The organism is Streptomyces sp. SM1 (genome assembly GCF_002910825.1).
GTDB lineage: Bacteria > Actinomycetota > Actinomycetes > Streptomycetales > Streptomycetaceae > Streptomyces > Streptomyces okerensis.
In genome coordinates this window covers 1-7,022 of the sequence record NZ_NEUB01000313.1, presented here as the reverse complement: position 1 = coordinate 7,022, position 7,022 = coordinate 1, and the positions used below count along the sequence as shown (strand labels likewise).

The window sequence follows — 7,022 nt, the reverse complement described above, 5'->3', positions numbered from 1 at the left end:
GGGGGTGCCGGTGAGGCCGCGGCTGCATGTCGTCGTGTACGTCTGTGCCGCCGTCCTGGCCGCGGTTTCTCTGGGCAGCACGCTCTACCACGGTGTCGAGGAGCGGGGCGCCGCCCTGGCCTTCGGGGTGCTGGTCACCGTCGGTGAGCTCATCCGGCGGGACGGGACCCGGATCAGGGAGGCCGCTCCGCTCGCCGCCGCCGGATCGCTGTCGTACGCGCTGCTCGGCGAGATCGCGGGACGGCCGGCCGCGCACGGGGCGGGCCAGGTCGTCACCGTGGTGCTCGCCGCGTCCCTGCTCGGCAGCGTGCCGCACGTGGGGCGCGGCGACGGCCCCGCCCTCGATCCGCCGGCCCGCCGGGTGCTGACCGTGGGATGCGTCGCCGTGTGCTTCCAGCCCCTGTACCGGCAGGGCGTCTTCGACGACTGGGGCGGGCCCGCGTACGCGCTGGTGCTGCTCGCGCTGCTGTCCCTCACCGCGCTGTGCGACGCGGTGCTCGCCGCCGCGCTGGCGCACTCCCGCACCGGCCGGCCCTTCCCGCCGATGCTGCGCGACGAACTGCGGTCCCTTCCCGGCATCGGGGCCGCCGTCATCGCCACCGGTGCGGTGATGGCGCTCGGGGTCGCGGTCGTGGGCCTGTGGGCGCTGCCCGTCTTCTCCGTACCCCTGCTGCTCGCGCAGCTGTCCTACCGGCGGTACGCCGCCGTGCGCGCCACCTACCGGCAGACGATCGCCTCCCTCGCGCGGGCCACCGAGATCGCCGGGTACACCCCCGCCGGACACGCCCGCCGGGTCGCCGGGCTCAGCCAGGCGGTGGGCCGGGACCTCGGGCTGACCGAGCCCGAGCTGACCGTGCTGGAGTACGCCGCCCTGATGCACGACATCGGCCAGCTCAGCCTCGTCGACCCGGTCCCCGAGGGCGCCACCGCCGGCCTGCCGGTCACCGAGCAGCGGCGGATCGCGCTGCTCGGCGGCGCGGTGGTGCGCCAGACCGGGGTCGACCCCCGGGTCGCCGGCATCGTCGAACGCCAGGCCGACCCGCACCGGGAGCAGCCGCTCGCCGCGCGGATCGTCCGGGTGGTGAACGCGTACGAGGAGAAGTCCCGGGAAGGAGGTCCCGGCGGGCCGCTGACCGCCCTGGAGGAACTGCGGCTCGCCGCCGCCGGGGAGTACGCGCCGGAGGTCGTCGAGGCACTGGCCCGGGTCCTGTCACGGAACACGGAGGGGGCGCGTGAGAGCGGAGACGGTTCGTGGTGAGAGCCGCGAAGAGGACTGTCTGACCCCGTACGAGGCTGGGTAACCCATGGGTAATGAGCGTCCTCGTGGCCGTACGTGGTTGGATGCGAAGGAGAGGGAGTCCGGGGGCGCGGTTCGGAACGGCCGGCCCACCGAACGGAACTGGCAGGCGGGAATCGTGAGGATCTTCGGCAAGGGACGGCACCGGCCCTCCGCCTCCTGGCGGCAGGCCACGGACCGCGCGTTCACGCTCATCGGCGACGGCCGGTACGAGGACGCGGGCGCGCTGCTGACACGGGCCGCCGATCTGGAACCCTGGCTTTCGGAGTCCTGGTTCAATCTCGCGCTGCTGCACAAGTTCCGGCACGACTGGGAGCAGGCGCGCGCCGCCGGCCTGCGGGCCGTCGCGCTGCTGGACCGCGACACCGGCGCTCCCGACTGGTGGAACGTCGGCATCGCCGCGACCGCGCTGCAGGACTGGCCGCTGGCCCGGCGGGCCTGGCAGGCCTACGGGCTGAAGGTGCCCGGCCCGGCCACCGACTCGGGTGAGCCCCTGGGCATGGACCTGGGCAGCGCTGCCGTGCGGCTCTCCCCGGAGGGGGAGGCGGAGGTGGTGTGGGGCCGGCGTCTCGACCCCGCCCGGATCGAGGTGCTGTCCATCCCGCTGCCGTCCTCCGGCCGCCGCTGGGGCGAGGTCGTCCTGCACGACGGCGTGCCGCACGGGGAGCGCAGCACCGCCGCCGGGCACACCTATCCGGTGTTCGACGAGATCGAGTTGTGGGCACCCTCGCCGGTGCCGACCTGGGTGGTGCTGCTGGAGGCCGCGTCCGAGTCCGACCGGGACGCGCTGGAACAGCTGGCCTCCGACGCCGGGTTCGCCGCCGAGGACTGGTCGTCGTCCGTACGGCTGCTGTGCCGGATGTGCTCGGAGTCCCGGATGCCCTCCGACGAGGGCGAGGGCGAGCACCTGGACCCGCACGACCACAGCGAGCCGGGTCATCCCGGACCGCTGGGCCATGTCACGGACGGGCAGTTGTGGGTGCCGGAGCGCGAATGCGGGCTGGCCGCGCCGGCGTCGCTGGTCCGGGGGTTGCTGGACGGGTGGGTCGCGGACAGCCCGGACTCGAGGGACTGGCGGGATCTTGAAGAGGTCTGCTGAGCGCGCCGACCGCGTGCGGGTCCGTCGTGGTCGTTCGCGCCCCGCGGCGGCGCCGCACGGCGACGCGGTCCCGCGCCCCTGAAGGGGCGCTTCACCGTACCCTTGTCAGGTCACAACCCCGGTTTTGCTCAGGAAGGCGTACGTCGGTCATGGCTCAGCAGGACACCGATCAGCAGCACGCGGGCGTGCTCCCCGTCGACGACGAGGGGTACGTCATCGACACGGAGGACTGCGAGGAGCGCGAGGCGGCCTGGCGGGAGCGCGGTACCTCGCGTCCGATCACGGTGGTCGGCAACCCGGTGCTGCACAAGGAGTGCAAGGACGTCACGGACTTCGGCGAGGAGTTCCAGCAGCTGGTGGCCGACATGTTCGCCAGCCAGCGCACCGCCGAGGGCGTGGGCCTGGCCGCCAACCAGATCGGCGTCGACCTGAAGGTCTTCGTCTACGACTGCCCGGACGACGAGGGCGCGCGGCACACCGGTGTGATCTGCAACCCGAAGCTGGTCGAACTGCCCGCCGAGCGGCGCCGGCTGGACGACAGCAGCGAGGGCTGTCTGTCGGTGCCCACCGCGTACGCGTCGCTGCCCCGTCCGGACTACGCCGAAGTGGCCGGGCAGGACGAGAAGGGCAACCCGGTCCGGGTACGCGGCACCGGTTACTTCGCACGGTGTTTGCAGCACGAGACCGACCACCTCTACGGCTACCTCTACATCGACCGGCTGTCCAAGCGGGAGCGGAAGGACGCGCTGCGGCAGATGGCCGAGAACGAGCCGCGCTACCCCGTGGTCGCCAACGACTGACCAGCGGCAGGAACCCTCCACCGCCTCGCGCACGACGCCCGGCCGGACCTCTCTCCGGTCGGGCGTTCGTCCGTCCGTCCGTGTGCGCGTAGAAGTAGTGAAAGAAGCAAATCCGTTCCCAGAACGGTCAGTTGTGGTGCTGAATGGAGGTGCGGTGATACGCACGGCGTGCGCCCGGCTCGGGGGGCGGGCTCGCATCGACTGGCGGCTGAGAGGGGATTGTTCGTGCATGCTTTGTCACACGGCACCACACCGACACCGACCACCATCGCGGTTCCACCGGCGCTGTCCCTTCCGGTGATCGAGGCGGCGTTTCCCCGGCAACTCCACCCGTATTGGCCGAAGCTTCAGGAGAGGACCCGGGCGTGGCTGCTCGAAAAGCGGCTCATGTCGGCGGACAAGGTGGAGGAATATGCCGACGGCCTGTGCTACACCGACCTTATGGCGGGGTACTACATAGGCTCCCCCGATGAGGTCCTGCAGGCGATAGCGGACTACAGCGCGTGGTTCTTCGTCTGGGACGACCGGCACGACCGCGACATCGTGCACGGCCGCCCCGCCGCCTGGCGGCGGCTGAAGGAACGGCTGCACACGGCCCTCGACAGTCCCGGGGACCACCTGGGGCACGAGGATCCCGTGGTCGCGGGCCTCGCGGACAGCGTGCGCCGGCTGTACGGGTTTCTGCCGGACAGCTGGAACGCCCGGTTCGCCCGGCACTTCCACACGGTGATCGAGGCGTACGACCGGGAATTCCACAACCGTACGGAGGGAATCGTCCCCACCGTCGAGGAATATCTGGAACTGCGCCGGCTCACCTTCGCGCACTGGATCTGGACCGATCTGCTGGAACCGGGTGCGGGCAGTGAACTCCCGGACCCGGTACGGAAGAACCCGGCGTATCGGAAGGCGGCTCTGCTGAGTCAGGAATTCGCCGCCTGGTACAACGACCTGTGCTCACTACCGAAGGAAATAGCGGGTAGTGAGGTCCACAATCTCGGCATCAGCCTCGTCACCCATGAAGGGCTGACCCTCGAAGAGGCGATCGTCGAGCTGAGGCGCCGGGTGGAGCAATGCATACGCGAATTCATGGAAGCCGAACGGGAGGCGTTACGGTTCGCCGACGTCCTCGACGACGGCACGGTGGGAGGAAAGGAGACGAGTGCTGCCGTACGCGCCTGCGTCGGCAATATGCGGAACTGGTTCAGTTCCGTCTACTGGTTCCACCACGAGTCCGGCCGGTACGCGGTGGACAGCTGGGACGACCGGTCCACGCCCCCGTACGTCAACAACGAAGCGGCAGGTGAGAGATGACCGTCGAGTCGGTACGGCCCGGAGCGTCCGAGGCAGCCGCACTGCGCGAGCCGCCCCTGGCCGGCGGAGGACTTCCCGTCCTCGGCCACGGATGGAAACTGGCGCGCGATCCACTGGCCTTCATGTCCCGGCTGCGCGACCACGGCGAGGTCGTGCGCCTGAGGATCGGGCCGAAGACGGTGTACGCCGTCACCACCCCCGCCCTCACCGGGGCGGTCGCGCTCAGCCCCGACTACATCATCGCCGGACCGCTCTGGGAGTCGCTGCAGGACCTGCTCGGAGAGGAGGGCGTGGCCACCGCCAACGGCCCGCTGCACCGTCGTCAGCGCCGCACCATACAGCCGGCGTTCAAGCTCGAGGCGATCCCCGCGTACGGGCCGATCATGGCGGAGGAGGCGTACGCGCTCGTCGAGCGCTGGCGCTCGGGCGAGGAACTGGACGTCACGACGGAGTCCTTCCACGCGGCGGTCCGGGTCTCCGCCCGCTGCCTGATGCGCGGCGGCTACATGGACGCCCGGGCCGAGCGCATCTGCGACGACCTCGCCACGCTGTTCAGCGGCATGTACCGGCGCATGGTGGTACCGCTCGGACCGCTCTACAAGGTTCCGCTTCCGGCCAATCGGGAATTCAACCGGGCCCTGGCCGATTTGCATGTCCTGGTCGACGAGATCGTCGCCGACCGACGGGCAGGCGGTCAAAAACCGGACGATTTGCTGACGGCTTTGCTCGAGGCGGAGGACGACAATGGCGAACCCATAGGGGAACAGGAGATCCATGATCAGGTCATCGCGATTCTCACCCCCGGCAGCGAAACCGTCGGAGCCACGATCATGTCGCTCCTCCTGGTTCTCACCGAACATCCGGAACTCGGCGACAAGATCCGTGACGAGGTCGAGAACGTCGTCGGTGACCGCCCGGTCGCATTCGAGGACGTCCGAAAGCTGACGTACACAGCGAATGTCGTCACGGAGACCCTGCGGCTGTATCCGGCCGTATGGATATTGACACGCCGTGCGGTGGCGGAAACGGAACTCGGCGGATACCGCATTCCCAAGGGCGCGGACCTCATCTACAGCCCGTACGCCATCCAGCGCGACCGGCGGTCGTACGAGCGCACCGAGGAGTTCGACCCCGACCGCTGGCTTCCGGAGCGGGCCAGGGACGTGCCCAAGTACGCCATGAGCCCGTTCAGCGTGGGCAACCGGAAATGCCCGAGCGACCACTTCTCGATGGCCGAGCTCACGCTCATCACCGCGGTGGTCGCCTCCGCCTACCGCTTCGAGCACGTGTCCGGTTCCGACTCGCGGCCCCGGATCGGCATCACGCTCCGGCCGCGCCGGCTGATGCTGCGGGCACTGCCCCGCTGACCGGCCGGTCCGGCGCGCGTTCAGGCGGCTTCCGGGCCCCTGAACGTGCGCCGGTAGGCCTGCGGTGTGGCCCCCACGGCGCGTACGAAGTGGTGGCGCAGCGCCGCCGCGTTGCCGAATCCGGTACGGCCCGCGATCGCGTCCACCGTCTCGTCCGTCGCCTCCAGCAACTCCTGCGCCAGCAGCACCCGCTGGCGCAGGATCCAGCGGTAGGGCGTGGTGCCGGTCTCCTGCTGGAACCGGCGGGCGAAGGTGCGCGGCGACATGTGGGCGCGGGCGGCGAGCTGCTCGACGGTGGTCTCCTCGCCGAGGTGCCGCTCCATCCACACCAGCACCCCGGAGACGGTGTCGCCCCCGGGCGGCGGCAGCGGGCGCTCGATGTACTGGGCCTGGCCGCCGTCGCGGTGCGGGGGCACCACCATGCGCCGGGCGATCCTGTTGGCGACCTCGGGGCCCTGTTCCTTGCGCACCAGATGCAGACAGGCGTCGATACCGGCGGCCGTGCCCGCGGAGGTGATCACCGGGTCCTCGTCGACGCAGAGCACATCCTCCTCCATGGTCAGATGGGGATACCTGCTGGTCAGGACCTGCGCATGCTTCCAGTGGGCGGTCACCCGCCGCCCGTCGAGCAACCCGGCGGCGGCGAGCACGAACACCCCCGAGCAGACGCTGAGCACCCGGGCGCCCCGGTCCACGCCCCGGCGCAGGGCGTCCAGCAGTTCGGGCGGGAACTCCCGCGAGGCGTAGGAGGCCCCGGCGGGCACGGCGATGAGGTCGGCCGCCTCCAGCCGCTCGAGCCCGTGCTCGACCTGCATCGCGAATCCCGCGGCGCTGCGCACGGTGGGTCCGCCGGCCGAGGCGACGGCGAAGTCGTAGACCGGCAGCCCGTCGTCACTGCGGTCGATACCGAAGACCTCGCAGACGACGCCGAGTTCGAAGGGGTTCACGCCGTCGAGGAGGACGGCGGCCACGTTCCGGAGCATGACTCCAGTGTGCCCCGCCGCTGGCAGTAGATCGAGGGTGTACGGCAGTCCTGCCACTGCCGGTAAGGAGTGAAAGGCACGACAGTGGTGTCCATGGATACGACGCAGATGGAAGCACTGATCGCGACGGTGGCCGTCCTCGGCCTGTTCGTCCTCATGACCCTC

At 70.5% G+C, this 7,022-nt stretch carries 6 protein-coding genes; 5 read left to right on the top strand and 1 reads right to left on the bottom strand.

The features are described 5' to 3' along the window. The first annotated feature begins 4 nt into the window (after window positions 1-4). The 5 genes from B9S61_RS07650 (at window position 5) to B9S61_RS07630 (ending at window position 5,874) form a co-directional block, all read left to right on the top strand. Window positions 5-1,258 carry an HD-GYP domain-containing protein gene (locus B9S61_RS07650; protein ID WP_258039589.1) on the top strand — a complete coding sequence of 418 codons (1,254 nt, stop codon included), beginning with the start codon at window positions 5-7 and terminating at the stop codon, window positions 1,256-1,258. Between the two features lie 157 nt (window positions 1,259-1,415). Beyond that, the gene (locus B9S61_RS07645; RefSeq protein WP_103541562.1) at window positions 1,416-2,396 is read left to right on the top strand and encodes a hypothetical protein; all 981 of its coding nucleotides are present in this window, start codon (window positions 1,416-1,418) and stop codon (window positions 2,394-2,396) included. Window positions 2,397-2,545: 149 nt separating this feature from the next. Continuing rightward, complete coding sequence (def, locus tag B9S61_RS07640) at window positions 2,546-3,196, top strand: peptide deformylase (protein WP_103541560.1); 651 nt, start codon at window positions 2,546-2,548, stop codon at window positions 3,194-3,196. A 225-nt stretch (window positions 3,197-3,421) separates the two neighbouring features. Next, a complete protein-coding gene (cyc1, locus tag B9S61_RS07635; protein ID WP_103541561.1) occupies window positions 3,422-4,507 on the top strand; it encodes an epi-isozizaene synthase in 1,086 nt (361 codons plus the stop codon). Next, complete coding sequence (locus tag B9S61_RS07630; RefSeq protein ID WP_103541559.1) at window positions 4,504-5,874, top strand: cytochrome P450; 1,371 nt, start codon at window positions 4,504-4,506, stop codon at window positions 5,872-5,874. The genes cyc1 and B9S61_RS07630 overlap by 4 nt, the downstream gene beginning before the upstream one ends. A 20-nt stretch (window positions 5,875-5,894) precedes the next feature. On the opposite strand, the gene B9S61_RS07625 is transcribed toward B9S61_RS07630, so the two are convergent. Beyond that, on the bottom strand, window positions 5,895-6,857 hold the full coding sequence (locus B9S61_RS07625) for a helix-turn-helix domain-containing protein (protein WP_103541558.1): 963 nt from the start codon (window positions 6,855-6,857) through the stop codon (window positions 5,895-5,897). Between the last annotated feature and the right edge of the window lie 165 nt (window positions 6,858-7,022).